Consider the following 25,508-nt stretch of genomic DNA (forward strand, 5'->3'; position numbering starts at 1 on the left):
TGTCGTGCCGCAGGGTCTGCGGCGCACCGCCCTCAGTCTAGTCCACCGCCGCCCCGCGGCGGCACGCCTCGGGCAGCAACGGTGCAGGTGGGCGCGCTGCGGCGGGGCTGGGGAGCCCTCAGGAGGTGGAGGCCTCCTCGGCCGCACGGGCCTGGGACTCGGCCTCGTCGCGCATGAGTGCGAGGCGGTCGCGGACCCGCTCGACCGCCTCCTCGGCGGTGTCGACGAGCTGGATGAGGTCGAGGTCGGCCTCGGCGATCGTGCCGGCCGGGACCATGGTGTCGCGCGCCCAGGCGAGCAGCCCGCCCCAGTACTCGCGCCCGACGAGGACGATCGGGAAGGAGCTGACCTTCCCGGTCTGGACGAGGGTGAGCGCCTCCCACAGCTCGTCCATCGTGCCGAAGCCGCCGGGCAGCACGATGAAGCCGAGGGCGTACTTGACGAACATCGTCTTGCGGGCGAAGAAGTAGCGGAAGTTGACGCCGAGGTCGACCCACTCGTTCATGCCCTGCTCGAAGGGCAGCTCGATGCCCAGGCCCACGGACACGCCGCCGGCCTCGCAGGCGCCCTTGTTGGCGGCCTCCATGACGCCAGGCCCGCCGCCGGTGATGACGGCGTAGCCGGCCTCGACGAGCAGGCGGCCAACCTCCTCGCCCATGCGGTACTCCGCGGAGTCCCGCCCGGTGCGGGCGGAGCCGAAGACGCTGATGGCGGGGCCGAGCTCGGCGAGCGCGCCGAAGCCCTCGACGAACTCGCTCTGGATGCGCATGACGCGCCACGGGTCGGAGTGCACCCAGTCGGCGTCCCCGTCCTTGGCGAGCAGGCGCTCGTCGGAGGTCTCCTCGGGGATCTGGGCGCCGCGGAGGGTCACCGGGCCCTTGCGGTAGACGTCGGCCTCCCGGCTGTCGCGGACGACCGGACGCTCGGACGCCCGGCCTCCCGAGCCGTTGCGGTTGTAGGACCGGCTCATCGTGCTCCTTCCGTCAGCCACGCCTCGAGGGCGGTGGCACAGTCGCGGATCTGGGTCGTGGGGCAGTGCTCGTCGTCCGCGTGCGCGAGGGACGGGTCGCCGGGGCCGAAGTTGACGGCGGGCACCCCGAGCTCGGCGAAGCGGGCGACGTCGGTCCACCCGTACTTGGGTGCCGGCCCGCCGCCCGTCACGCGGCTGACGGCGGCGATGAAGTCGCCCACCCCGGGGGCGTCGAGCCCCGGGCGGGCGCCGGCGGCACCGTCGACGACGGTGACGTCGTAGCCGGCGAGCACCTCCCGCACGTGCGCCTCCGCCTCGGCGAGCGAGGACGACGGCGCGAAGCGGTAGTTGACGAGCACCTCGCAGGAGTCGGGGACGACGTTGCCGGCGATGCCACCGGAGATGCCCACGGCGGACAGGCCCTCGCGGTAGACGAGCCCGTCGACCTCGACGGAGCGGGGCTCGTACTCGGCGAGCCGGGTGAGGACCGGGGCGGCGAGATGGATGGCGTTGACCCCGCGCCAGGCGCGCGCGGAGTGGGCGGCGCGTCCCGCCGTCGTCACGGACACACGCAGGGTGCCGTTGCAGCCCCCCTCGATGCCGCCGTTGCTCGGCTCGCCGAGCACGGCGAAGTCCGCGGCCAGCCACTCGGGGTGGTGGCGCGCCAGGCGGCCCAGGCCGTTGCGCTCGGCCTCGACCTCCTCGTTGTCGTAGAAGACCCAGGTGACGTCCCAGGCCGGCGCGGTGAGCCGGGCGGCGAGGTGGAGGGCGACGGCGACGCCGCCGAGCATGTCGACGCTCCCGCGCCCCCACAGCACCTCCTGCCCGTCGACGGTGCGCAGCTCGCTGGGCAGGTTCCCGGCGACCGGCACGGTGTCGATGTGCCCCGCGACGACCGCCCGCCGCTCCCGTCCCAGGTGCGTGCGCGCGACGACGGCGTCCCCGTCGCGCAGCACCTCGAGGTGCGGCAGGCCCGAGAGCGCCGCCTCGATCGCGTCGGCGAGCGGCCCCTCCTCACCCGAGACGGAGGGGACGTCGCACAGCGCACGGGTGAGGTCGACGACGTCGGCGGTGCGCAGGTCCGGGAGCGTGGTCATCACCGGCCAGTCTGGTGCAGGGTGCGGGCGGCCTCGGTGATCGACCCGCTGAGCGAGGGGTAGATCGTGTAGACGTTGGCGAGCTGGTCCACCGTGATCCGCTGGGTGACGGCGACGGCGAGCGGGAAGATGAGCTCGCTCGCCCGCGGCGCGACGACCACCCCGCCGAGGACCGCGCCGGAGTGGCGGTCGGCGACGACCTTGACGAAGCCCTCGCGGATGCCGAGCATCTTGGCGCGCGGGTTGCGGGCCAGCGGCAGCTGGGTGACGACCGCGTCGACCTCGCCGTCGTGCACCGCCCGCTCGGCGACGCCGATCGTGGCGATCTCGGGGGCGGTGAAGATGTTGGCGGTGACGGCGGTGACGTCGAGCGGGGAGACGGCGTCACCCAGGGCGTGCCACATGGCGATGCGGCCCTGCATGGCGGCCACCGACGCGAGCGGCAGCACGCCGGTGCAGTCGCCGGCGGCGTAGACGCGCACCGCCGTCGTGCGCGAGACGCGGTCCACCTGGATGTGGCCGCTGCCGCTCAGCGCGACCCCCGCCTCCTCCAGGCCCAGCCCCTCGGTGTTGGGCACACCGCCGACGGCGACGAGGCAGTGCGAGGCGCTGATGACCCGGCCGTCGGTGAGCTCGACCTCGACGCCGTCGCCCACGCGGCGCACGGCGGCGGCACGCGAGCGGGACAGCACGGTCATGCCGCGACGGCGGAAGACGGTCTCGATGAGCTCGGCGGCGTCCTCGTCCTCCCCCGGCAGCACGCGGTCGCGGCTGGAGACGAGGGTGACGGGCACGCCCAGGCCGTTGTACGCGCCGGCGAACTCGGCGCCGGTGACACCGGAGCCGACGACGACGAGGTGCTCGGGCAGCTCGGTGAGGTTGTACATCTGCGCCCAGGTGAGGATGCGCTCGCCGTCGGGCTGCGCGTCGGGCAGCACGCGCGGGTGGGCCCCGGACGCGACGAGGACGATCTCGGCGACGAGCTCCTCCTCGCCGTCGTCGGTGGTCACGTGGACCGGGCGGGTGCCGTCCCCGCGCAGGTCCCCGGCGATCCGGCCGGTGCCGTCGACGACCCGGATGCCCTCACGCTCGAGGCGGCCGCGGATGTCGGCGGACTGGCGGGCCGCGAGGTCGAGGACGCGGCGGTTGACGGCGGCCATGTCGACCGAGGTGCCGCCGACGCCGCGGATGCCGAGCTCGGCGGCCGCGCCCGTCGTCGTCATCCACTCGGCGGTGGCGATGAGGGTCTTGGAGGGCACGACGTCGGTGAGGACGGCGGCCCCGCCCAGCCCCTGCCGCTCGACGACCGTCACGCGAGCGCCCAGCTGGGCGCCGACGAGTGCCGCCTCGTAGCCGCCCGGGCCGCCACCGATGATGACGACGCGGCTGCCCTCGCGGACCGGCGACCGGCCGGCGGCGTCCTGGCTGCGGCGCCCCTCGGTGGGTGCGGTCGGTCCGGGGCTGTCCCCGGCGGGCCTGTGCTCGTCCGTCGGTGTGCTCACGGGGGCATTGTGCCGTCTTTGTCCCGCACCATGCCCACCGACCACCCCGGCAGGTAACGTCAGGGCATGGTCACCCCCACCCACGCCCCGGACCACGACGCGCCCTTCGAGCTGGCCCGGCAGGCCGCCGAGCGGCTCGCCGAGCTCACCGGGGTGGCCCGCCACGACGTCGCGCTCGTCCTCGGCTCCGGCTGGGGCGGGGCCGCCGAGCTCCTCGGCGAGACCGTCGCCGAGGTCCCCGCCGAGCAGGTGCCCGGCTTCCGCGCGCCCGTCGTCGCGGGGCACGGCGCCACCATCCGCTCGATCCGCATCGACGCCGACGGCGGACCCCGCCACGCCCTCGTGCTCGGCTCGCGCACCCACTACTACGAGTCCCGCGACGTGCGCGCGGTCGCGCACGGGGTGCGGACCGCGGCGGCGGCCGGCGTGCAGCGCCTCGTCCTCACCAACGGCTGCGGCGGCCTGGACCCGGCGGTGCGGCCGGGCACCCCCGTCCTCATCTCCGACCACATCAACCTCACGGCCGCCTCCCCGCTCGAGGGCGCGACCTTCGTCGACCTCACCGACCTGTACTCCTCCCGGCTGCGCGACATCGCGCGGGAGGTCGACCGCACCCTCACCGAGGGTGTCTACGTCCAGCTCCCCGGCCCCCACTACGAGACGCCCGCGGAGGTGCGCATGGTCGCGCTCCTCGGCGGCACGCTCGTGGGCATGTCGACGACGCTGGAGGCCATCGCCGCGCGGCACGTGGGCCTGGAGATCCTGGGCCTGTCGCTCGTGACGAACCAGGCGGCCGGAATCAGCCCCGAGCCGCTCTCGCACGAGGAGGTCATCGAGTCCGGCCGCGCCGCCGGCCCGCGGATCTCCCGGCTGCTGGCAGACATCGTCCGTCGTCTCTGAGAGAGGAACCCCTGAATGGATGTCGACGTCGTCCGGAGCTGGATCGCCGAGGACCCCGACCCGCAGACCGCCAACGAGCTGGGCGTGCTCCTCGAGCGCGCCACGGCCGGGGGCCCGGAGGCCGACGCGGCCCGCGCCGAGCTCGAAGACCGGTTCTCCGGCCCGCTCGTCTTCGGCACCGCCGGGCTGCGCGGGGCGCTCGGCGGCGGGCCCAACCGGATGAACCGCGCCGTCGTCATCCGCACGACGGCGGGGCTGGCCGCGTGGCTGAGCGAGCAGCTGGGCGGGGCGGCGCCGCGAGTCGTCATCGGCTACGACGCCCGGCACGGCTCGGCGCGCTTCGCCGAGGACGCCGCCGCCGTCGTCACCGGCGCCGGGGGTGAGGCGATGCTCATGCCGAGCGTCGGGCCCACCCCGGTGCTCGCCTACGCCGTGCGCGCGCTCGACGCCGACGCGGGCGTCATGGTCACCGCCTCCCACAACCCCAAGGAGGACAACGGCTACAAGGTCTACCTCGGGGGCCGGGTCGTCACCGACGCCGGGCAGGGCGCCCAGCTCGTCACGCCCGCCGACGGCGAGATCGCCGCCCGCATCGCGGCCGTCGGGGCGCTCGCGGACGTGCCGCGGCCCGCCGACGGGTGGCAGGTGCTCGACGGCTCGATCACCGAGCAGTACATCGCGCGAGTCGCCTCGCTCGTGCCCCACGGCTACGCGCGCAGCCTGCGGATCGTCTACACCCCGATGCACGGGGTGGGCGCCGAGGTGGCCGTCGCCGCCCTCGCGGCCGCCGGCTTCACCGACGTCCACGTCGTGGCGGAGCAGGCCGAGCCGGACCCCGAGTTCCCCACCGTCGCCTTCCCCAACCCCGAGGAGCCCGGCGCCCTCGACCTCGCCTTCCGGCTCGCGCAGCAGGTGGAGGCCGACGTCGTCATCGCCAACGACCCCGACGCCGACCGCTGCTCGGTGGCCGTGCCGGACACCGCGGTGGCCGGCGGCTGGCGCCAGCTGACCGGTGACGAGGTGGGCGCGCTGCTGGGCAAGCAGGCCGCGATCAGCGCGGCGGTCTCCGGGCACGGCGTGCTCGCCAGCTCGATCGTCTCCTCGCGTTTGCTCGCCCGCATCGCCGCCTCCCACGGCCTGGAGCACCGCACGACGCTCACCGGCTTCAAGTGGATCAGCCGCGTGCCGGGGCTCGTCTTCGGCTATGAGGAGGCGCTGGGCTACTGCGTCGACCCGCAGGCCGTGCGTGACAAGGACGGCATCAGCGCCGCCGTGCGGGTCGCGCTGCTCGCCTCCCAGCTCGTCGACCGGGGCAGCACGCTGCTCGACGTCCTCGACGAGCTCGCCCTCCAGCACGGACTGCACGCGACCGCGCCGCTCACCCTGCGGGTCTCGGACGTCTCGGTCATCCCACCGGCCATGCAGCGGCTGCGCGACAGCGGGCCGCAGACGCTGGCCGGCTCGCCGGTCGTGCGGACCATCGACCTGTCCGCCGGCGAGGACGGCCTGCCCCCGACCGACGGTCTCGTCTACCTCACCGCGCGCGGTGACCGGGCGATCGTCCGGCCCAGCGGCACCGAGCCGAAGCTCAAGTGCTACCTCGAGGCCGTCGAGCCGGTGACCGAGCGGGACCGCCTGCCCGCCGCCCGCCGCGCCGCGGCCCAGCGCCTCGACCAGATCCGGGCCGAGCTCAGCGCCCTCATCGGCCTGTAACCCCCTCCCCCGAGCGCCGAGAGCGGAGTTGTTCCAGGAACAACTCCGCTCTCGGCGTCATGGGGGCCCAGACGGCGAGAGCCGGACTCCTCCGTGGAGGAGTCCGGCTCTCGGCGCGTGAGGGGCTGGGTCAGCCGATGAGGTGCTCCATCGCGAGCTGGTTGAGGCGCACGAAGCGGTACTCGCGCGCCGCGGCGGCGTCGACGTCGAAGTCCTCGAAGGTGCTGCGGTCGGCGAGGAAGCCCTCGAGCGACTCACCCTCGGCGAGCGTGGGCTGCGACAGCTCGAGGACGCCGGACTCCTCGAAGGCCTCCTGGACGCGGGAGTCGGCGCGGTAGGCCTTGGCCTTCTCGGCGAGCATGAGGTACATCGACATGTTGGCCTCGGCCGAGTCCCACACGCCCTGCATGTGCTCGGTGCGCGAGGGCTTGTAGTCGAAGTGCTTGGGGCCCTCGTAGCGGGGGCCGCCACCCGGGAAGCCGTTCTCGAGCAGGTCGACGGTGAAGAAGGCGGAGAGCAGGTCGCCGTGGCCGAAGACGAGGTCCTGGTCGTACTTGATGGACCGCTGGCCGTTGAGGTCGATGTGGAAGAGCTTGCCCGACCACAGCGCCTGGGCCAGCGCGTGGGTGTAGTTGAGGCCGGCCATCTGCTCGTGCCCGGTCTCGGGGTTGAGGCCGACGATGTCGCCGTGCTCGAGCTCGGCGATGAAGCCGAGCGCGTGGCCGACCGTCGGCAGGAGGATGTCGCCGCGGGGCTCGTTCGGCTTGGGCTCGAGCGCGATGCGCAGGTCGTAGCCCTTGTCCTTGATGTAGCCGGCGACGGTGTCGATGCCCTCGCGGTAGCGGTCGAGCGCGGCGTTGACGTCCTTGACGCCGTCGTACTCGCTGCCCTCGCGCCCGCCCCACATGACGAAGGTCGTCGCACCGAGCTCGGCGGCGAGGTCGACGTTGCGCAGCACCTTGCGCAGCCCGAAGCGGCGCACGGAGCGGTCGTTGGCGGTGAAGCCGCCGTCCTTGAAGATCGGGTGGCTGAAGGTGTTGGTCGTGACCATCTCGATGGTCAGCCCGGCGTCGTCGGTGGCCTGCTTGAAGCGGGTGAGGATGCGCTCACGCTCGGCGTCGTCGGCACCGAAGGGCACGACGTCGTCGTCGTGGAAGGTCACGCCCCAGGCGCCGAGCTCGGCGAGCTTGGTGGCGTACTCCCAGGGGTCGAGCGTCGGGCGGGTGGCGGCGCCGAACTGGTCCTGTGCGGGCCAGCCGACGGTCCAGAGGCCGAAGGAGAAGCGGTCGTCGGGGGTGGGCTTGCGAACCATGGTGACTCCTCGTCGAGCGGGTTTTGTTTTGTAGCGCAATTTAACTACGCGGGGGCCGGGTCGTGTCAAGCCCCGGGGATCCACCCGCTCGGGCCAGCGAGCACGTCGCCGACGACGGCGAGCGCCGCGCCCGTGAGCGCCGGCTCGCCCGAGCGGCCGGGCCGGATCGTCACGTCGAGCCAGGGCGCGGCGAGCACGCGGCGACCCAGCTCCTCCTCCAGCGCCGGGCGCAGGACGGGCAGCAGCGGGATGAACTGCCCGCCGAGGACGATGTCGTCGACGTCCAGCAGGTTGACGACGTTGGCCAGGGCGGTGCCGAGCGCGTGCCCGGCGCGGTCGACGACCTCGCGCGCGGGGCCCGGCGTGGCGGCGGCGTCGGCGATGTCCGCGACGGTGGCGTCCGGGTCGAGGCCGGCGGCGGCGAGGAGCGCGTCGCGGCCGGCGTACTGCTCGAGGCAGCCGGTGGCGCCGCAGGTGCAGGGCGGGCCCGCCGGGTCGACGAGCGTGTGGCCCACCTCCCCCGCCCACCCGTGCCGCCCGCGCACGGGGACGCCGTCGACGACGGAGGTGCCACCGATGCCGATGTCGGCGGAGACGTAGAAGAAGGTGCCGCTGCCGGCGGGCCGCCCGGGCGCGTCCAGCGCGTGGGCCAGGGCGGCGAGGTCCGCCTCGTTGCCGACCCCCACGGGGACGGCCTGCCCGTCCGGTCCGCCAGTCAGCCGCAGGTGCTCGGAGGGCAGCACCTCGCGCCAGCCGAGGTTGGGCGCGCGCAGCACCCGGCCGACGGAGTCGACCAGGCCCGGGACGGCGACCTGCGCCCCGGCCAGCACGGTCCAGCGGCCCTCGCTCGCGACGAGGAGCTCGCGGGCCAGGCCCTCGAGGCGGGCGAGCACGGCGTGCGGGTCGCTGCCCTCGAGGTGCTCGGGCACCACCCGCTCGGCGAGCACGGCACCGCTGAGGTCCACGAGGCGCGCCCCGAGGTAGCTCGGGGAGACCTCCAGGCCGAGGCCGGCGATCGTGCCGCGGGCCGGGACGAGGGGGGTGGCAGGCCGGCCCCGACCGGCGATCTGCGGGGGCAGCTCGTCGAGCAGGCCGCCGGCGAGCAGCTCGTCGACGAGGCGGGAGACCGTCGAGCGGGTGAGGCCGCTGGCGGCGGCGATCCCGGCCCGGGACACTGGTTCGGGCGCCCCGTAGGCGAGCATGGTGACCACGGAGAGGTTCTGGTCCCGCAGCGAGGCCTGACCCACCCCGGGGGTGAGCGAGCCCGGGGGGACGCTCCGCGCGTCGTCGGTGACCGTCATGCGCTGAACCTTACCGACCGCCCCTGTTTTAGTTCTATGCTTCAACAATCTCGTTCCGACTCACGAAGAGGTGGCGCCATGACTCCCCCGCTCGCCGGCCGGCTCGTCGCCGGGATCGACAGCTCGACCCAGTCCTGCAAGGTCGTCGTCCGCGAGGCCCACACCGGACGGCTCGTGCGCTCCGGGCAGGCCCGCCACCCCGACGGCACGGAGGTCGACCCCGAGGCCTGGTGGCACGCCCTGCAGGAGGCCCTCGCCCAGGCCGGGGGGCTGGACGACGTCGACGCCGTCGCCGTGGGCGGGCAGCAGCACGGGATGGTCGTGCTCGACGCGGACGGCGCCGTCATCCGCCCCGCCCTGCTGTGGAACGACACCCGCTCCGCGCAGGCCGCCGCCGACCTCGTGAGCGAGCTCGGGGAGGGGGACGTCGACGCCGGACGCCGCGCGTGGGTGGAGGCCATCGGCTCGGTCCCGGTCGCCTCCCTCACGGTGACGAAGCTGCGCTGGCTCGCCCAGCACGAGCCCGAGAACGCCGCCCGGGTGGCCGCCGTCGCCCTCCCCCACGACTGGCTGACCTGGCGCCTCCTCGGCACCGGCGCGCTCGAGGACCTCGCCACCGACCGCTCCGACGCCTCCGGCACCGGGTACTTCGACCCGGCCGGCAACACCTACCGGCGCGACCTGCTCGACCTGGCCCTGGGCCGCGAGACCGACCTCATCCTCCCGCGCGTCCTCGGACCGGCGACGGCGGCCGGTCAGGTGGGCGGCACCGGCGCGCTCCTCGGCCCCGGCGCCGGGGACAACGCGACCGCCGCGCTCGGCACCGGCATGGGGCCGGGCGACGTGACGATCTCCCTGGGCACCTCGGGCGTCGTCTCCGCCGTCGCCGCTGACCCGGTCCGCGACCCGAGCGGGCTCGTCACCGGCTTCGCCGACGCGACTGGCAACTTCCTGCCGATGGCGACGACGCTCAACGCCTCCCGCGTCCTGGACGCCACCGCCGGGCTGCTCGGGGTCGACCACGCCGGGCTCAGCGAGCTGGCCCTGGCCGCGGAGCCGGGCTCCGGGGGCCTGGTCCACGTGCCGTACCTCGACGGCGAGCGCACCCCGAACCTCCCCACGGCCACCGGCTCCCTGCACGGGATGACCCGGGCGTCGATGACCCGCGAGAACCTCGCCCGCGCCGCTGTCGAGGGCATGCTCTGCCACCTCGCCGAGGGGATGGCCGCGGTGCAGGCGCAGGGCGTCAACGTGCGGCGCATCAGCCTCATCGGCGGTGCCGCCCGCTCCGAGGCGGTCCAGCGCATCGCCCCCGCCGTGCTGGGCCAGGACGTCGAGCTGCCCGAGCCCGGGGAGTACGTCGCCGACGGCGCGGCGCGCCAGGCCGCCTGGGTGCTCTCCGGCGCCGACGAGCCGCCGGTGTGGGAGCGCGAGGGCACGCGCGTGCTCTCCGCCGAGCCGACCCCGCAGGTGCTCGAGGCCTACCGCGCCGAGTCTGCCCGCGCCGTCGAGCGCTTCACCGCCTGACCACCACCCGCACAGCGCCGAGAGCCGGACTTCTCCTGGAGAATCCGGCTCTCGGCGGTGAGGGGCAGTGTCAGTCGAAGACGGGGCCCTGGGTGCGGGTGCGCTTGATCTCGAAGAAGCCCGGGATCCCGGCGACGAGCACGCAGCCGTCCCACAGCCGGCCCGCCTCCTCGCCCTTGGGCGCGGGGGTGACGACGGGCCCGAAGAAGGCCGTGTCGTTGAAGGCCACCACCGGGGTGCCGACGTCCTCGCCCACCTTGGTGATGCCCTCCCGGTGGGAGGCGCGCAGGGAGTCGTCGAGCTCGTCGGAGGTCGTGTAGCGCACGAGCTCCTCGGGCAGGCCGACCTCGGCGAGCGCCTCGGTGAAGACCGAGACGTCCCCGGTGTCCCGGCCGCCGGGGTGGTAGCGGGTGCCGAGCGCGTCGTACAGCGGCTTGACGACGTCCTCGCCGTGCAGCTCGCGGGCGGCGTTGACCAGGCGGGCCGGGCCCCAGGCCTTGCGCATCGACTCCTGGTACGCGGGCGGCAGGTCCCGGCCCTCGTTGAGCACCGCCAGCGACATGATGTGCCAGCGCGTGGTCACCGGGCGGACCTTCTCCACCTCCCCCATCCAGCGCGAGGTCATCCACGCCCACGGGCAGATGGGGTCGAACCAGAAGTCGGCGACATCCTTGACGTCATCGGCCATGTACGTCCTCCTTGAGTGCTTCGGCGGCGCTGCTGCGCCCGCCGAGCCAGCCTAGGCCGGGACCGGCCCGGGCACCCGGCGGTATCCGCGTGTGCTGGCGCCGAGCGGCGTGGCAGGATCGAGGAGGCCCACCGGCCGCCGCCCAGCGAGAAGGAGCAGACCGTGCCCGGAGAGAACCTCACCCGCCAGGAGGCCGCCGAGCGCGCCGCGCTCGTCGCCGTCGAGAGCTACGATGTCGACCTCGACCTCACCCGCGGCGCCCGGGTCTTCGCCTCCCGCACGACGATCATCTTCACCGCCGAGCCCGGCGCGAGCACCTTCGTCGACCTCCTCGCCGACGCCGTCCACGAGATCCGCCTCAACGGCAGCCACGTGGACCCCCGGGCGTGGGACGGCGCGCGCATCTCCGTCGACGGCCTCGCCGAGCGCAACGAGCTCGTCGTCGTCGCCGACGCCCGGTACATGAACACCGGCGAGGGTCTGCACCGCTTCGTCGACCCGGTCGACGGCGAGGTCTACCTCTACAGCCAGTTCGAGGTCGCCGACTCCCGCCGCGTCTTCGCCGTCTTCGAGCAGCCCGACCTCAAGGCGAGCTTCCGCTTCAGCGTCCGGGCGCCGCGGCACTGGACCGTCGTGTCCAACTCCCCCACCCCCGAGCCGCAGGTCGTGGACGGCGACGACGCCGCCGCCGTCTGGCACTTCGCGCCCACCCCGCGCATCTCGAGCTACATCACGGCGATCGTCGCCGGGCCCTACCACCGGGTGACGGGCGAGCTGACGAGCAGCGACGGGCGCACCATCCCCCTGGGCGTCTTCGCCCGCGCCTCCCTCGCCGAGCACCTCGACGCCGAGAACGTCATGGACATCACCCGAGCGGGCTTCGCCTTCTTCGAGCAGGCCTTCGGCCGCCCCTACCCCTTCGAGAAGTACGACCAGCTCTTCGTCCCGGAGTTCAACGCGGGCGCGATGGAGAACGCCGGCGCGGTCACCTTCCTCGAGAACTACGTCTTCCGCTCCAAGGTGCCCGAGGCGACGGTCGAGCGCCGCGTCGTCACGATCCTCCACGAGCTCGCCCACATGTGGTTCGGCGACCTCGTCACCATGCGCTGGTGGAACGACCTCTGGCTCAACGAGTCCTTCGCCGAGTACATGTCCACCCTCGCCACCGCCGAGGCCACCGACTGGCGCGACGCCTGGACCACCTTCTCCTCCCTCGAGAAGTCCTGGGCCTACCGCCAGGACCAGCTGCCCTCGACCCACCCGATCGTCGCGGAGATCAACGACCTCGAGGACGTCGAGGTCAACTTCGACGGCATCACCTACGCCAAGGGCGCCTCCGTCCTCAAGCAGCTCGTCGCGTGGGTGGGCCAGGACGCCTTCCTCGCCGGTGTACGGGCGTACTTCGCCAAGCACGAGTGGGGCAACACCGAGCTGCGCGACCTCCTCACCGAGCTCGAGGCCACGAGCGGGCGCGACCTGTCCGCGTGGTCGCGGGTGTGGCTCGAGCAGGCGGGCGTCACGCTCCTGCGCCCCGAGATCGGCACCGACGACGACGGCGTCATCACCTCCTTCGCCCTCACCCAGGAGGCCCCGGACGAGCACCCCGTGCTGCGCCCGCACCGTCTCGTCGTCGGCGGCTACGACGTCGTCGAGGACGACGGCGGCACGCGCCTGGAGCGGGTGCTGCGGGTGGAGACGGACGTCGACGGCGCGCGCACCGAGATCCCCGAGCTCGTCGGCCGCCCGCGGCCCGACCTCCTCCTCGTCAACGACGAGGACCTCGCCTACGCCAAGGTGCGCCTGGACGAGGAGTCGCTGCGCACCGCCGTCGCCCACCTCGCCGGCTTCACCGAGTCCCTGCCGCGCTCGCTCGTGTGGGCGGCGGCCTGGGACATGACCCGCGACGGCGAGCTGCCGGCCCGCGAGTACCTCGAGCTGGTGCTGGCGAACATCGGCGCCGAGACCGACTCCACCGTGCTGCTCGTCCTCCTGCGCCAGCTCAGCCTCACGCTGCGTGCCTACACCGCCCCGGAGAGCCGCGCCGAGCTGACCCCGCGGGTGGTCGACCGGCTGTGGGAGCTCGCCGAGGGGGCCGCCGCCGGCTCCGACGCCCAGCTGCAGCTCGTGCGCGCCTTCGCCGACGAGGCCGCGACCGACGCCCAGCTCGACGTCGTCGCCGGCCTGCTCGACGGCAGCCGCGTGCTCGAGGGCCTGGCGGTGGACACCGACCTGCGGTGGAAGCTCCTCACCGCGCTGGCCGCCGGCGGCCGCGCCGGGGAGGCGGAGATCGCGGCGGAGGCGCGCCGGGACGACACCGCGGCCGGGCGGCAGGCCGCCGCCCGCGCCGGGGCGATCATCCCGACGGGCGAGGCCAAGGAGCGGGTGTGGGCGTCGGTCGTCGAGGCCGACGAGCTGCCCAACGCGCTGCAGGACGCCGTCATCGACGGCTTCACCGACGTCCACGACCGCTCACTGCTCGTCCCCTTCGTCGACCGCTACTTCGACGCCCTCGAGCGGGTGTGGCGCGAGCGGACGAACGAGATGGCGCAGAACATCGTCACCGGGCTCTACCCCTTCGCGCTGGCCGGCCTCGCCGACAAGCACGGGGTGGACGTCCTGGCCCGCACCGACGAGTGGCTCGCTGCGCACGCCGACGCGCCCGCGGCGCTGCGCCGCCTGGTGAGCGAGGACCGCGACGCCGTGCGCCGGGCGCTGGCCGCCCAGCAGACCGACCGCGCCGCGCTCCGGTGACCACGGTCCTGCCCGAGCTGCTCGCCCCGCGCCGCACGGTCGGGCGGCGCGAGTTCGACTTCTCGCGGCAGGTCGCGGTCATGGCCGTCGTCAACCGCACCCCGGACTCCTTCTGGGACCGGGGCGCGACCTTCGCCCTGGACGCCGCCGTCGCGGCGGCCCTCGCGGCCGTCGACGACGGCGCCGACTGGGTAGACGTCGGCGGCGTCCCCTTCTCGCCGGACACCCCGCCCGTCGCGGTGGCCGAGGAGATCGACCGGGTGGTGCCGATCGTCGCGGAGCTGGCCGCCCGCAGCGATGTCGTCATCTCCGTGGACACGGCGCGGGCGGAGGTCGCGGCGGCGGCGCTCGAGGCGGGCGCCAGCGTCGTCAACGACACGAACGGGGCACGGGCCCCCGCGATGGTGGAGCTGCTGAGCGAGGGGCGCGCCGCCGTCGTCGTCACGCACTCGGTGGCCGCCCCGCACGAGCACCTGCCGCGCCCGCGCTACGGGGACGTCGTGGCGGAGGTGACGGGATTCCTGCGGGAGCGGGTGGACGCGCTGGTGGCGGCCGGGGTGCCGACCGAGCGGCTGTTCGTCGACCCTGGACCGGACCTCAACAAGAACACCCTGCACACCCTCGAGCTCCTGCGGCGGCTGCCGGAGGTGGTGGCGATCGGGCTGCCGGTCCTCGCCGCGGTGTCGAACAAGGACTTCGTCGGGGAGACGCTGGGCCGCAGGCCGGCCGAGCGGTTGCCCGGCTCGCTGGCCGCGACCACCCTCGCGGTCGCGGCCGGAGCCCGGGTGGTGCGCACCCACCAGGTCGCGCCGACGGTCGACGCGGTCCGGATGACCGAGGCGGTCCTCGGCCTGCGCCCACCCGCCCACCTGCGCCACAACATGTAGCACGATGATGGCCACCCAGGACGAATTCCTCACCGCCTACGGTCGCGCGGACCGCAGCCGCCGGTGGGTGCGCGGGAACGTCGTCGCGAGCCTCGACGGCGCGGCGACCCACGACGGTGTCGCCGGCCCGCTCGGTGACGCCGAGGACCAGCTGCTGCTCCGCACCCTGCGGCAGCTGGCGGACGTCGTCGTCGTGGGGGCGGGGACGGTGCGGGTCGAGGGCTACGGCGGGCTCGGCCTCGACGACGCCGCTGTCACCTGGCGCCGCGACCGCGGGATCCCTGATCTCCCGCGGCTGGCGATCGTCTCCTCGGCACTCGCCCTGGAGCCCGACGCCGAGGTCTTCCGCGCCCCGGGCCCGCGGCCCCTGCTCCTCACCCACGGCGACGCCCCGCCCGCACGGCGTACCGCGCTGGAGGAGGTCGCCGAGATCGTGGACTGCGGCGAGCACCGGGTGGAGCCGGCCCGCCTGGTCGCCGCGCTCGAGGAGCGGGGCATGCACCAGATCCTCACCGAGGGCGGCCCGCGCCTGCTCGGCACCCTCGTCGAGGCCGACGTGCTCGACGAGCTGTGCCTCAGCCTCTCGCCCCTCCTCGAGGCGGGGACGGCACCGCGGATCGCCGTCAGTGGCCGTGCCGTCAGCCGCCGCATGCGGCTCGGCCACGTCCTCCACGGTGAGGAGATGCTCTTCCTGCGCTACGAGCGCCGTCGCTAGGGCCACCGCTCCGGCCGCCCAGGCCGCTCGAGCGCTCGGGCCGCTCGGGCGCTCGGGCCGCTCGGGCGCTCGGGCCGCTCAGGCCGCTCAGGCCGCTCAGGCCGCTCGGGAGAAGGTGCGTTGCGAGCGCCTGTCGGCCCACCGGGAGCGATGTCGCGCCGGGCGGGCGCTGCTCCCGCTCACCGGGAACCGTCCCGCTCCGCAGCATCCGTGCTCGTTCGGACGAGCACCGCTCCCGATTCTCGGGAGTCACACCCGCTGAGCAACCACGGTTCCTGCTCGGCAACCGCCGCTCGCGCTGAGCCGACGCGATCCCGCCTGGCCGACCATGTGTCGCGGTCTTCCACCACCAGTCCTGCTCGGCCGACAGGGCTTCGCAGTGCACTCCTCCTCGCACGCGTCCGGCGGCAGCGCTCCGGGCGCAAGTGGCGCGGACGGAGCGAGTAGCCAGCCGAGGGCCCAGGTGGCTCCGGCACGAGGGACGTGGCAGGAGGGCCTCGTACGGGGGGAGCCCGGTGAGGGCGGGCGCCTCCCGCGCTGGTCAGGAGACGAGGGCGGTGAGGTCGGGAACAGCCGCGTCGGCGCCCGCGGCGAGCAGCGCGTCGGCGTCCAGGCTCGTCGTCACGCCGACGACGATGCCCACACCCGCGGTCCGTGCGGAGGTCGTGCCGGCGACCGAGTCCTCGGCCGCGAGACAGTCGCCGGGCGAGACGCCGAGCCGCTCGGAACCGAGCAGGAACGGGTCGGGCGCGGGCTTGCCCACCGGGGTGTCCTCGGCGGTGACGAGACGGACCCCGAGCTCGGCGACGCCGAGCAGCTCGAGCGCCTCCTCGGCCCACGTGCGGAAGGCCGAGGTGACCAGCGAGACCGGCACCCCCTGCTCGCGCCAGGCACGGATCGCCTCCGCGGCGCCCGCCACCGGCGTGGGCGGGTGCGCGACGGGGTCGGTCATCGCGATGACCGCCTCGGTCAGCACGCCTGGGTCCTCCCCCGCCCACGGTCCGTCGATCGAGGCGAAGGACTCGCGCCCGCGTCGGCCCATGAACAGGCGCACGACCTCGTCGGGCACCTCCCAGCCGCGGGAGGCGAAGTAGGCGGCAAAGGCCGCCCGCTGCATGGGCTCGGAGTCGACGAGCGTGCCGTCGAGGTCGAGCAGGACGGCGGCCCCGGGCCGGCGGAGGAACTCGCCGACCCGGAGCCGCAGGTCCTCGGAAGGGGTCACTCCCACACGAACAGCTCGTCGCCCGCGGCGACCTCGGCGCCCGGCTCGACGGCCACCGCGAGCGCCTCCTGCTTGCCCTCGAGGGCGACGACGGGGCTCACCGGCGAGCGACCACCGGCTCGGACCTCGGCCGGGTTCCAGCTGACCAGCCGCTGCCCGGCGGTGACGGTGTCCTTCTCCTGGGCGTGCAGGGTGAAGCCGCGCCCCTCGAGCTGGACGGTGTCCAGGCCGAGGTGGACGAGCACCCCGCGGCCCTCCTCGGTGACGAGGACGAAGGCGTGCGCGTGGAGCTTGGCGACGGTGCCGTCGACGGGGGCGACGACGTGCACCTCCCCCTCGCCGTCGGGCTCGATGGCGACGCCGGGGCCGACGATCGAACCCGCGAAGACGGGGTCCGGGACGTCGGCCATCGCGACGACCGTGCCGCTGACGGGTGCGAGGACCCGCAGGCTCACCGAAGGTCCTCGATGTCCTCGACGATGTTGTCCGCCTCGGGGCCGACGACGACCTGCACGGCCGTGCCCTGCTGGACCACGCCGAAGGCGCCGGCGGCGCGCAGCGCGGCCTCGTCGACCTTGCTCGAGTCCTCGACCTCGACACGGATACGGGTGATGCACGCCTCGAGGTCGACGATGTTCTCGTCGCCGCCGAGGGCCGCGAGGATGGACTCTGCCTTGCTCATGTTCTGCTCCTCATCCACGGCCGCGGCCGTTGGTCGGTGACGGACGGCGCCGTCTCGTACCGAAACCTTAACTGGTCCAGACGTCTTCGGCGTGACGGGTCTAGGCGTCGTCGGCGCGTCGCCACGTCTCGTCGCTCAGCTCGCTGAGCAGCGTGTCGAGCTCGGGCCCGACGACGACCTGGACGACCTTGCCGCGCTGCACCGTCCCGTGTGCACCCGCCGCCCGGATGGCGACGGCGTCGACCCGCGCCGGGTCCTCGACCTCGACGCGCAGCCGGGTCACGCAGGGCTCGATCTCGCGGATGTTGTCGACGCCGCCGAGTCCGGCCAGGATCGCGTGGATGTCCTTCACGCCAGACCCTCCTCACGAGTGGGGTGGTGACCGGCCGCCGTCGGCTCGAGACGACGGCGCGAGGGCACCAGGGTCGGTCCGGGGGCGCTCACCGGCACCCACAGCGAGTATCGGTCAGCACGGTAGATCGAGGTGGCGTAGTCGACGGCGAGGTCCCCGCTGAAGGTCCGGCGGCGGATCTGCAGCCCCGCCGTCGCCGCCGGCAGGTCGAGGTGCCCGGCCACCTCCGACTCGAGCAGGACGGCCTCGATGACGTCCTCGCCCCAGGTGGGCCCCAGCCCCCGGGCAGTCAGGGCGTCGTAGACGCTGGGAGCGGGCTCCTCGTCGAGGAGGTCAGGGACGAGGGTCGCCGGCAGCCAGTTCTCCTCGACCGCCATCGGCAGCCCGTCCGCCAGGCGCAGGCGCCGCAGGTAGTGCACCTCGGCCTCCGGGGGCAGGTCGAGCGCGTCGGCCACGTGGGGCGGTGCCGCCACGCGCTCGGCGGCCAGCACCCGCAGCGAGGGCTCCATCCCGCGGCGGCGCATCTCCTCGGGGAAGGAGACGAGGCGCAGCTGCAGGTCGACCTTGGGCTGGGCCACGAAGGTGCCGCGGCCCTGCACCCGCTCGAGCAGGCCCTCGACGACGAGCGCGTCGACCGCCTGGCGCACCGTCATGCGGGACACGCCGAACTGCTCGCACAGCTCGCGCTCGGAGGGGATGGCTTGCCCGACGCCCAGACCGTCGTCGATGAGGCCGCGCAGGTGGTCACGCACGGTGAGGTACTTCAAGGCTCGACCCTCCCGTCACCGGACCGTGACCGACGGACCCGGGGCCACGCCCGGGTGATGCTTGACACGCACGATCATATGGCGGTCTAGTATGCGCAACTGGTCCAGACATCCTGCACAGGATGTTCACACCAGCTTCCCCGTCCGGTCCTTCCCCGGCCGGACCACCCCGCGACGGTCCTCCACCGCCGCCCTCGACGAGGAGCCTGACGTGACTGCTGCCACCGCCGGCGCCGGCTCGGCCCCGGCCAAGAAGGAACGGAAGCCGATCCCCGGCTTCGCCCAGCTCCAGCGTGTGGGTCGCTCCCTCATGCTGCCCATCGCCTCCCTGCCCGCCGCGGGCATCCTGCTGCGCCTCGGCCAGAGCGACATGCTCGGTGCCGACGGTGTCGCGGGCTGGTCCGGCATGGGCTGGGTCCAGCCGGTGGCTGACGTCTTCGCCGCTGCCGGTGGGGCGCTCATGGACAACCTGGCGCTGCTGTTCGCGGTCGGTGTCGCCGTCGGCTTCGCCCGCAAGTCGGACGGCTCCACCGCCCTGGCAGCCGTCATCGGCTACCTCGTGCTCACCAACGTCCTCGGTGTGCTGGCCCCGATGAACGCCCCGTGGGGCGGGACCTTCGGCGTCGAGGCCGACAGCGGAACCATCGCCGCAGACAGCGGCGAGCCGATCCTCACGTACACGATCAACTACGGCGTCCTCGGCGGCATCGTCATCGGCATCGTGGCCGCCCTCCTCTACCAGCGGTACTACCGGATCAAGCTGCCCCCGTACCTCGCGTTCTTCGGCGGCCGCCGCTTCGTCCCGATCATCACGGCCTTCACGTCCGTCATCGTCGCGGTCGTGTTCGCCTTCATCTACCCCCTGTTCGACACCGTCATCACGGGCTTCGGTGACTGGGTGACCAACCCGGGCAACTCGGTGCTCGGCGGCTTCGTCTTCGGCACGGTCAACCGCCTGCTCATCCCCTTCGGGCTGCACCACCTGCTCAACAACCTGCCCTGGTTCCAGTTCGGCGAGTACGTCAACCCCGAGACCGACCAGGTGGCGAACGGCGACATCTTCCGCTTCCTCGCGGGCGACCCGACCGCCGGCATCTTCATGACCGGCTTCTTCCCGATCATGATGTTCGCGCTGCCGGCCGCGGCCCTGGCGATCTGGCACACCGCCAAGCCCTCCCGCCGCAAGGTCACCGGCGGCATCATGGTCTCGGTCGCCCTGACGGCGTTCCTCACCGGTATCACCGAGCCGCTCGAGTTCGCCTTCGCCTACGTCGCGTTCCCGCTGTACGTCGTCCACGCGGTGCTCACCGGAACGTCGCTGGCACTCGTCAACGCCCTCGACATCCGCAGCGGCTTCACGTTCTCCGCCGGCGCGATCGACTACCTGCTCAACTTCCGCATCGCCGAGCAGCCGCTGATGATCATCGTCATCGGCCTCGTCTACGCGGTCATCTACTACTTCCTCTTCCGCTTCATCATCAAGAAGTTCAACCTCAAGACCCCCGGTCGCGAGGACGACACCGTGGACGGTGCTCCGGCCCCGTCGGTCTTCGACGAGGCGCAGGAGGCGGCCGCCGTCTCCACCGGCAAGCGTGCCGCCGAGGAGGAGGCCGCGGGCGACGCCGGCAGGCGCAAGCGCTAGCACTCCCCCGCTCACGCGCACGAGAGCCGGATTCCTCCACGGAGGAATCCGGCTCTCGGCGTATGCGGGAGGGGGTGGGTTTACCGGTTGAGGGACTCCTCCACGACCTCCACCAGGGAGCGCAGGCGGGCGATGCCGGGCAGGTCCTCGACGAGAACGACGTTCTCCGAGCCGTCGGCCAGCGGCAGTTTCCAGTTGGGGTACTCGGTGTCCGTGCCTGGCTGGTTCTGCGCCCGCCGCTCCCCCACGGCGTCGACGAGCGCCACCCCGACCAGCCGCGAGGGCGTGCGCGCGACGTAGGCGTGCAGCGCCTCGACGAGCTGCCGCTCGGTGGGGCTGTCGGGCAGCAGGCCGTACTCCCGCAGCCGGGCGACCATCCGCTCGCGCTCGCGCCGGGCCTCGGCGCGGACGACCGGCGCCGGGTCGGCCAGCAGGCCCAGCCGCTCGCGCAGGTCGACGTGCTCCTCGGCGAGGTAGCCCGCCGTCGGGGGCAGGTCGTGGGTGTTGACGGTGGCGAGCACGAGCTCGCGGTACTCCTCGGGGCGGAGGGGGCCGCCGTCGTCGTCCTTCTCGAACCACAGCACGGAGGTGCCGAGGACTCCGCGGGAGGCGAGGTAGTCGCGCACCCAGGGCTCGACGGTGCCGAGGTCCTCGCCGATGACGACGGCGCCCACGCGCTGCGCCTCGAGGAGGAGGACACCGACCATCGCCTCGTGGTCGTAACGCACGTAGGTGCCCTCGTCGGCGCCGTGGCCGTCGGGGATCCACCACAGGCGGAACAGGCCGAGGATGTGGTCCATGCGCAGCGCGCCGGCGTGGCGGAGCACGGTGCGGAGCATGTCGCGGAAGGGCGCGTAGCCGGCCCGGGCGAGCGCGTCGGGGCGCATGGGCGGCTGGGACCAGTTCTGGCCCTGCTGGTTGTACATGTCCGGCGGCGCGCCGACCCCGATGCCGCGGGCAAGGACGTCGCCCATGCTCCACGCGTCCGCGCCGCTGGGGTGCACGCCGACGGCGAGGTCGTGCATGATCCCCATCGCCATGCCCGACTCACGGGCGGTGCGCTGGGCGTCGGCGAGCTGGGTGTCGGCGACCCACTGGAGCCACACGTAGTAGTCGACGCGCTCGGCCAGCTCCACGCGGGCGCGGTAGACGGCCGGGGAGGACACGTCGTTCAGCTCGGCGGGCCACTCCTGCCCCTCGTACCGCTCCGCGAGGGCGCACCACAGCGCGAAGTCCTCCAGGCCCTGCCCCTCCTCGGCACGGAAGGTATCGAGCTGCCGCTGGCGGGCCGGGGAGCGGCCGGCCTTGTGGATGACCTCGAGCGCCTGGCGCTTGGCCGCCCACGCGGCGTCCCGGTCGATGGGGCTGGGGTCGGTGGCTGCGCCGCGGACCTCCTCGGCGGCCCACTCGACGAGGGCGCGCTGCGGCCCCGGCAGGTAGGCGCACTCGCGGATGTCCTCGGGCCGGATGTACAGCGGGTTGTGGAAGCGGCGGGTGACCGGCAGGTAGGGCGAGGGCGTCATCGGGCCCACCGGCTCGGCGGCGTGCAGCGGGTTGATGAGGAGGAAGTCGGCGCCCTGCTCCCCGAAGAAGCTGCCGAGCTCCGCGAGGTCCGCGAGGTCACCCACGCCCCACGAGGTGCGCGAGCGCACCGAGTACAGCTGGGCCATGACGCCCCACGCCCGCTCGGGCACGGCGGCCGGCGCCGCGAGGACGTCGGGGGTGACGGCCAGCGTGCAGCGGGCGGCCTCCTCCCCCTCGACGACGGCGACGAGCTCGTGCCAGCCGAGCGGCAGGTCGGCGGGCAGCCCGAAGGTCGCCCGGCCGGTGCGCACGCCGTCGACGTCGCGGGGGTCGGTCCACACGGGCAGCTGCTCGAGCCGGCGCTCACCGCCGTCCTCGAGGGCCACGTGCAGGGCGACGGCGCTGCCGTCGGGCAGGTGGACGGCCACCTGGTCCTCGCGGCCGCGCCGCACGACGAGGCTGGGCGGCAGGACCGAGCGCCACGGGGCGAGCTCGGCGTCCGCGAGCGCCTGGGCGACCTCCTCCTCCGTCTCGACGACGACGCCGAGCGCGGCGAGCACCGCACGGATCGTGCTCGCCGGGACCACCCGGTGGTTGCCGGTGTAGTCCCAGAAGTCGGTGGCCACGCCGTGCGCCGCCGCGAGCCGTTGGAGCGTCTCGCTCGGCAGCCCGCTGGCCTGCCCGGACGACGGTGTGGTGTTCACGTGCTCAGCTGCTCCTCGGCTCGTGCGTCATGGCTGCCTGGCAGCCGGGTCTCCGCGTGATCTTGCCAGACCGGCCGGGCCTGGGCGCGGGCGCGGGCGTGCCACCACGGGCGGCGCGGGCGGTAGGGTCGAGGCGCAGCGGCCGAGCGTCGCTGGCCAGGGCGCACAATAGGCACAGCATGGCACCACGTGACGGGAGCACCCACTTGAGCACTGAGCACGTACACCGCACCCAGGTCCGCGGCATCGGCGTGAGCCCCGGACGCGCCGTCGGCCCCGTGGCTCAGCTCGCCGGGGCCGTCCCCGCCCCCTCCCCGCACGAGCGGCTCACCGACGCCGACGACGTCGAGGCGGCCGCAGCCTCCGTCGCCTCCCACGCGGCCACCGTCGCCGAGGGTCTGAGCAGCGCCGCCGAGACCGCCGAGGGCGAGGCCGCCGAGATCCTCGCGACCACCGCCCAGATGGCCGCCGACCCCACGCTCGTGCAGGCCGCCCAGGCCAAGGTCCGCGAGGAGCGCAAGACTCCCGCACTGGCCGTGTGGGAGGCCGCGGACGCCGTCGCCGAGCAGCTGAGCGCGCTCGGCGGGTACATGGCCGAGCGGGCCCGCGACGTGCGCGACGTGCGCGACCGCGTCGTCGCCAGCCTCCTCGGCATTCCGATGCCGGGCATCCCGCAGCGCGAGGAGCCCTTCGTCCTCGTCGCCCTCGACCTCGCCCCCGCCGACACCGCGCTGCTCGACCCGAGCAAGGTCCGCGCGATCGTCACCGCCGAGGGCGGCCCGACCTCCCACACGGCGATCCTCGCCCGGTCCCTCGGCATCCCCGCCGTCGTCGGCGCGCCGCAGGCCCTGGAGCTGCTCGAGGAGGACCGCACCGTCCTCGTCGACGGCGCCGCCGGCACCGCCGTCCTCGACCCGAGCGCCGAGGAGGTCGCCGCCGCCGAGGCGCTGTCCGCGCAGGTGCGCAGCTTCGACGGCGAGGGCCGCACGAGCGACGGGCACCACGTCCAGCTCCTCGCGAACGTCGGCGAGCCGGCCGGTGCCGCCAAGGCCGCCGAGGCCGGCGCCGAGGGTGTGGGCCTGTTCCGCACCGAGTTCTGCTTCCTCGACCGCGCCGAGGAGCCGAGCGTCGCGGAGCAGGTCAAGGCCTACCGCACGGTGCTCGCCGCGTTCCCCGGCAAGAAGGTCGTCGTGCGCACCCTCGACGCCGGCGCCGACAAGCCGATGCCCTTCCTCACCGACACCGCCGAGCCGAACCCGGCCCTGGGCGTGCGGGGCCTGCGCACCTCGTGGCGCAACCCCCGGATCCTGGACAACCAGCTGACCGCGATCGCCGAGGCGGCCGCCGCCGAGAGCGCCGACGTGTGGGTCATGGCCCCGATGATCGCGACCGTCGACGAGACCGAGGAGTTCGTCGCCGCCTGCGCCAAGCACGGCCTCTCGACGGCCGGCGTCATGGTCGAGGTGCCCAGCGCCGCCCTCATGTCCGGGCCGATCCTCGCCCGGGCGGCCTTCGCGTCCATCGGCACCAACGACCTCACCCAGTACACGATGGCCGCCGACCGCCTCCTCGGCTCCCTCGCCTCGCTGTCGGACGCCTTCCACCCGGCCGTGCTGCGGATGGTCGAGGAGACCTGCCGCGGCGGCGCGCAGCAGAGCCGGCCCGTGGGCGTGTGCGGTGAGGCGGCCGCGGACCCGGCCACCGCCGTCGTCCTCGTCGGCCTGGGCGTGTCCTCGCTGTCGATGTCCCCGCGCTCGCTCGCGGACGTCGCGGCCGTGCTCGCCTCCGTCACGCTGCAGCGCTGCCAGGAGATCGCCCAGCTCGCCCTCGGTGCGGAGTCCGCCGAGCAGGCCCGGGCCCTCGTGCGCGGTCAGCTCCCGGTCCTCGACGAGCTCGGCCTGTGACCTCCTCCCCCGACCAGGTCACCGCCTACCAGGCGCTCGGTGGCCGGGCGACCTTCGAGCGCCTCGTGCGCCGCTTCTACGAGGGCGTGCGCACCGACGACGTCCTCGCCCCGATGTACCCCGAGGAGGACATGGAGGGTGCCGTCGAGCGCCTGACGATGTTCCTCGAGCAGTACTGGGGCGGCCCGACGACCTACTCCGAGACCCGCGGCCACCCGCGGCTGCGGATGCGGCACGCGGGCTACGCCGTCACGCCGCTGGCCCGTGACCGGTGGCTGCAGCACATGCGCGACGGCGTCGACGAGCTCGGCCTGCCCGAGGACCTCGAGACGATGCTGTGGACCTACCTCGAGCGGGCCGCGTTCTCGCTCGTCAACACGATGGAGGCGCCGTGACGGTTCCCGACACCGGTGAGCAGAGCGAGGCACTGGCCTCTGTCCTCGAGCTGCTGCGACTGGAGCGCACAGGCCACGACACGTGCACGGGCGGCTCGCTCGAGCACCTGAGCGGCCGCGTGTACGGCGGGCAGGTCCTCGCCCAGTCGATCATCGCGGCGGCGCAGACCGTGGCCGACGCCGGCCTGCCGGCCGAGCGCCTGCCCCACTCCGTGCACGGCTACTTCCTGCGCCCGGGCAAGCTCGACCGGCCCATCACCTTCGAGGTCGAGCGCATGCGCGACGGCGGCTCCTTCAGCGCCCGTCGCACCCACGCGATCCAGGACGGCGAGCCGATCCTCTCGATGATCACCTCCTTCCAGGAGAAGCAGCCGGGCCTCGAGCACGCCGAGGAGCCGCCCGAGGTGCCCGGCCCGGAGGGCCTGGAGAGCTCGGCGGACCTCTTCTCCCGCTACGACCACCCGGCCGCGAAGTTCTACGCCCGCACCGGTGCCTTCGACATCCGGCACGTCGAGGGCTCGATCTACGTGCCGCGCGGCCGGTCCCCGCTGAGCCGCCAGGCGCTGTGGATGCGCTCCCGGGGCGCGGTCGAGGCCGACCAGCTCACCCACCGCGCGCTGCTCGCCTACGCCTGCGACCAGGTGATGCTCGAGCCGGTGCTGCGCCGCCACGAGCTCGTGTGGACCTCCCCCGGCCTCTCGGTCGCCAGCCTCGACCACGCGATGTGGTGGCACCGCGACGTGCGGGTGGACGAGTGGCTGCTCTACGTCCAGGACGCCCCCAGCGCCCAGGGCGGGCGCGGGCTCGGCATCGGGAAGGTCTACAACCGCGCCGGTGCGCTCGTCGCCACCCTCGCGCAGGAGGGCATGATCCGGGTGCACGCCGGGTCTTGACGACGGTCGTAGCCTGACCCCGTCACTCGCGGTGGGGCGGGCACAGCGCGCCTCCCGTGG

Annotated in this window: 21 protein-coding genes and 1 pseudogene; 10 read left to right on the plus strand and 12 right to left on the minus strand. The window is 74.0% G+C overall.

Annotated features, from left to right (window positions below; genetic code table 11):
* Nucleotides 1-118: 118 nt before the first annotated feature.
* From AA0005_RS14410 to AA0005_RS14420, 3 genes are read right to left on the minus strand one after another with little or no spacing between them, the layout of a single operon-like run.
* Nucleotides 119-970 carry a TIGR00730 family Rossman fold protein gene (locus AA0005_RS14410; RefSeq protein ID WP_413450824.1) on the minus strand — a complete coding sequence of 284 codons (852 nt, stop codon included), beginning with the start codon at nucleotides 968-970 and terminating at the stop codon, nucleotides 119-121.
* On the minus strand, nucleotides 967-2,067 hold the full coding sequence (gene dapE, locus AA0005_RS14415) for a succinyl-diaminopimelate desuccinylase (RefSeq protein ID WP_413450825.1): 1,101 nt from the start codon (nucleotides 2,065-2,067) through the stop codon (nucleotides 967-969). Before dapE ends, AA0005_RS14410 begins: the two co-directional genes overlap by 4 nt.
* Nucleotides 2,067-3,569: an NAD(P)H-quinone dehydrogenase gene (locus AA0005_RS14420; RefSeq protein WP_413450826.1), complete on the minus strand. Its 1,503-nt coding sequence runs from the start codon at nucleotides 3,567-3,569 to the stop codon at nucleotides 2,067-2,069. The genes dapE and AA0005_RS14420 overlap by 1 nt, the downstream gene beginning before the upstream one ends.
* A 66-nt stretch (nucleotides 3,570-3,635) precedes the next feature.
* Between AA0005_RS14420 and AA0005_RS14425 the strand changes: the two genes are divergently transcribed.
* Nucleotides 3,636-4,469: a purine-nucleoside phosphorylase gene (locus tag AA0005_RS14425; protein ID WP_413450827.1), complete on the plus strand. Its 834-nt coding sequence runs from the start codon at nucleotides 3,636-3,638 to the stop codon at nucleotides 4,467-4,469.
* A gap of 15 nt (nucleotides 4,470-4,484) precedes the next feature.
* Entirely contained in the window at nucleotides 4,485-6,182 is a 1,698-nt protein-coding gene (locus AA0005_RS14430) for a phospho-sugar mutase (RefSeq protein WP_413450828.1), read from the plus strand.
* Nucleotides 6,183-6,312: 130 nt separating this feature from the next.
* On the opposite strand, the gene xylA is transcribed toward AA0005_RS14430, so the two are convergent.
* A complete protein-coding gene (xylA, locus tag AA0005_RS14435; protein WP_413450829.1) occupies nucleotides 6,313-7,494 on the minus strand; it encodes a xylose isomerase in 1,182 nt (393 codons plus the stop codon).
* 65 nt (nucleotides 7,495-7,559) lie between these two features.
* Entirely contained in the window at nucleotides 7,560-8,795 is a 1,236-nt protein-coding gene (locus tag AA0005_RS14440) for an ROK family transcriptional regulator (RefSeq protein WP_413450830.1), read from the minus strand.
* A 78-nt stretch (nucleotides 8,796-8,873) separates the two neighbouring features.
* On the opposite strand from AA0005_RS14440, the gene xylB reads away from it, so the two are divergent.
* A complete protein-coding gene (gene xylB / locus AA0005_RS14445) occupies nucleotides 8,874-10,322 on the plus strand; it encodes a xylulokinase (protein ID WP_413450831.1) in 1,449 nt (482 codons plus the stop codon).
* A gap of 70 nt (nucleotides 10,323-10,392) precedes the next feature.
* Here xylB and AA0005_RS14450 read toward each other — a convergent pair whose 3' ends face one another.
* Nucleotides 10,393-11,010 (minus strand): disulfide bond formation protein DsbA, encoded by a 618-nt coding sequence (locus AA0005_RS14450; RefSeq protein WP_413450832.1) that lies wholly within the window; start codon nucleotides 11,008-11,010, stop codon nucleotides 10,393-10,395.
* A gap of 162 nt (nucleotides 11,011-11,172) precedes the next feature.
* Between AA0005_RS14450 and pepN the strand changes: the two genes are divergently transcribed.
* Genes pepN through AA0005_RS14465 form a run of 3 tightly spaced genes read left to right on the plus strand, consistent with a single transcriptional unit; the run spans nucleotide 11,173 to nucleotide 15,363 of the window.
* Nucleotides 11,173-13,761 (plus strand): aminopeptidase N, encoded by a 2,589-nt coding sequence (gene pepN / locus AA0005_RS14455; RefSeq protein ID WP_413450833.1) that lies wholly within the window; start codon nucleotides 11,173-11,175, stop codon nucleotides 13,759-13,761.
* A complete protein-coding gene (gene folP / locus AA0005_RS14460) occupies nucleotides 13,758-14,648 on the plus strand; it encodes a dihydropteroate synthase (RefSeq protein ID WP_413450834.1) in 891 nt (296 codons plus the stop codon). Before pepN ends, folP begins: the two co-directional genes overlap by 4 nt.
* Before the next feature lie 7 nt (nucleotides 14,649-14,655).
* The gene (locus AA0005_RS14465) at nucleotides 14,656-15,363 is read left to right on the plus strand and encodes a pyrimidine reductase family protein (protein ID WP_413450835.1); all 708 of its coding nucleotides are present in this window, start codon (nucleotides 14,656-14,658) and stop codon (nucleotides 15,361-15,363) included.
* Between the two features lie 541 nt (nucleotides 15,364-15,904).
* On the opposite strand, the gene AA0005_RS14470 is transcribed toward AA0005_RS14465, so the two are convergent.
* The 5 genes and pseudogenes from AA0005_RS14470 to AA0005_RS14490 form a co-directional block, all read right to left on the minus strand.
* Entirely contained in the window at nucleotides 15,905-16,591 is a 687-nt protein-coding gene (locus AA0005_RS14470) for an HAD family hydrolase (RefSeq protein WP_413450836.1), read from the minus strand.
* Nucleotides 16,582-17,040 carry a PTS glucose transporter subunit IIA gene (locus AA0005_RS14475; protein WP_413450837.1) on the minus strand — a complete coding sequence of 153 codons (459 nt, stop codon included), beginning with the start codon at nucleotides 17,038-17,040 and terminating at the stop codon, nucleotides 16,582-16,584. The genes AA0005_RS14470 and AA0005_RS14475 overlap by 10 nt, the downstream gene beginning before the upstream one ends.
* Nucleotides 17,037-17,297: pseudogene (locus AA0005_RS14480) on the minus strand (glucose PTS transporter subunit EIIB); the annotation flags it as partial. The pseudogene AA0005_RS14480 and the gene AA0005_RS14475, both read right to left, overlap by 4 nt.
* Nucleotides 17,298-17,367: 70 nt before the next feature.
* On the minus strand, nucleotides 17,368-17,619 hold the full coding sequence (locus tag AA0005_RS14485) for a PTS transporter subunit EIIB (RefSeq protein WP_413450838.1): 252 nt from the start codon (nucleotides 17,617-17,619) through the stop codon (nucleotides 17,368-17,370).
* The gene (locus tag AA0005_RS14490) at nucleotides 17,616-18,386 is read right to left on the minus strand and encodes a GntR family transcriptional regulator (RefSeq protein WP_413450839.1); all 771 of its coding nucleotides are present in this window, start codon (nucleotides 18,384-18,386) and stop codon (nucleotides 17,616-17,618) included. The genes AA0005_RS14485 and AA0005_RS14490 overlap by 4 nt, the downstream gene beginning before the upstream one ends.
* A 310-nt stretch (nucleotides 18,387-18,696) precedes the next feature.
* Between AA0005_RS14490 and AA0005_RS14495 the strand changes: the two genes are divergently transcribed.
* The gene (locus tag AA0005_RS14495; RefSeq protein ID WP_413453104.1) at nucleotides 18,697-20,028 is read left to right on the plus strand and encodes a PTS transporter subunit EIIC; all 1,332 of its coding nucleotides are present in this window, start codon (nucleotides 18,697-18,699) and stop codon (nucleotides 20,026-20,028) included.
* 80 nt (nucleotides 20,029-20,108) lie between these two features.
* On the opposite strand, the gene malQ is transcribed toward AA0005_RS14495, so the two are convergent.
* Nucleotides 20,109-22,256 (minus strand): 4-alpha-glucanotransferase, encoded by a 2,148-nt coding sequence (malQ, locus tag AA0005_RS14500; protein WP_413450840.1) that lies wholly within the window; start codon nucleotides 22,254-22,256, stop codon nucleotides 20,109-20,111.
* Nucleotides 22,257-22,462: 206 nt separating this feature from the next.
* Here malQ and ptsP point away from each other — a divergent pair, with 206 nt between their 5' ends.
* The 3 genes from ptsP to AA0005_RS14515 are packed head-to-tail and all read left to right on the plus strand — an operon-like array spanning nucleotide 22,463 to nucleotide 25,448.
* Entirely contained in the window at nucleotides 22,463-24,160 is a 1,698-nt protein-coding gene (gene ptsP / locus AA0005_RS14505; RefSeq protein WP_413450841.1) for a phosphoenolpyruvate--protein phosphotransferase, read from the plus strand.
* Complete coding sequence (locus tag AA0005_RS14510) at nucleotides 24,157-24,555, plus strand: globin (RefSeq protein WP_413450842.1); 399 nt, start codon at nucleotides 24,157-24,159, stop codon at nucleotides 24,553-24,555. Before ptsP ends, AA0005_RS14510 begins: the two co-directional genes overlap by 4 nt.
* Nucleotides 24,552-25,448, plus strand: a complete 897-nt coding sequence (locus tag AA0005_RS14515; protein ID WP_413450843.1) for an acyl-CoA thioesterase — start codon at nucleotides 24,552-24,554, stop codon at nucleotides 25,446-25,448. Before AA0005_RS14510 ends, AA0005_RS14515 begins: the two co-directional genes overlap by 4 nt.
* Nucleotides 25,449-25,508: the final 60 nt, after the last annotated feature.

This window comes from Georgenia phoenicis (assembly GCF_047302425.1).
GTDB lineage: Bacteria > Actinomycetota > Actinomycetes > Actinomycetales > Actinomycetaceae > Oceanitalea.